Consider the following 974-nt stretch of genomic DNA (forward strand, 5'->3'; position numbering starts at 1 on the left):
CAGNNNNAGAATAACTGTATCCATGACCAGTGCGTGCGCTACGTGAAAAATAGCCGATGAACAACATTATTCCCCTGCAGAATTCACCAGAACGCGTTTCGTTATTGCCGATCGCCCCGGGCGTTGATTTTGCGACCGCGGTGGCACTCCGGCGGATGGCCACCTCAACAGGTGCCACGCCGGCTTACCTCCTGGCACCGGAAGTGAGCGCCCTCCTCTGGTATATGCCGGACCAGCGTCACCACATGTTGTTCGCCACCATGTGGAATACCGGGATCCGTATCGGTGAAGCCCGGACACTCACCCCGGAATCCTTCGACCTGGATGGTCTGCGCCCTTTTGTGCGGGTGCTGTCGGAGAAAGTGCGCGCGCGTCGTGGGCGGCCGCCAAAAGATGAAGTGCGCCTGGTGCCGCTGACGGATGTCAGTTTTGTGCGTCAGATGGAGAGCTGGATGGTGACCACCCGCCCCCGCCGGCGGGAGCCGTTATGGCCGGTCACGGATGAGACAATGCGCAACTGGCTGAAACAAGCGGTGAAGCGGGCTGAAGCTGATGGCGTGCATTTTTCGATTCCGGTAACGCCGCATACTTTCCGTCACAGCTATATTATGCACATGCTTTATCACCGGCAGCCCAGGAAGGTCATCCAGGCACTGGCCGGGCATAAGGATCCGCGCTCGATGGAAGTCTATACCCGGGTATTTGCGCTGGACATGGCTGCCACCCTGGCCGTTCCCTTTACCGGTGATGGGCGAGATGCCGCGGAGATCCTTCGCTCCCTGCCCCCGGCCGGCTGAGATTGACGGCCCTGGCATGACGTCCTGTATTCCGCTAATACGGAATACAGGAGCAGAGCGCATTCAGNCCCCTCCCTGCTCCAGCACACCAGGACATCATCCGGATGACTGAACCGCCGTGGTCTTGCCCNNTGACCTGCAAGCCTGCAGGCATCGACATACCGCAGACAAGACAGG

1 protein-coding gene is annotated in these 974 nt (G+C 59.7%); it reads left to right on the forward strand.

Annotation, left to right across the window (positions count from 1 at the left end):
- Nucleotides 1–56 precede the first annotated feature (56 nt).
- On the forward strand, nt 57–797 hold the full coding sequence (locus VZP09_RS24630; RefSeq protein WP_004187098.1) for a tyrosine-type recombinase/integrase: 741 nt from the start codon (nt 57–59) through the stop codon (nt 795–797).
- The last annotated feature ends 177 nt before the right edge of the window (nt 798–974 follow it).

Origin of the sequence: Klebsiella sp. EMBS2024 (assembly GCF_036233805.1) — a bacterium.
Lineage (GTDB): Bacteria > Pseudomonadota > Gammaproteobacteria > Enterobacterales > Enterobacteriaceae > Klebsiella > Klebsiella pneumoniae.

Coding starts and splice junctions, on each gene's coding strand:
- VZP09_RS24630 (WP_004187098.1), top strand. CDS start 57: ATGAACAACATTATTCCCCTGCAGAATTCACCAGAACGCGTTTCGTTA.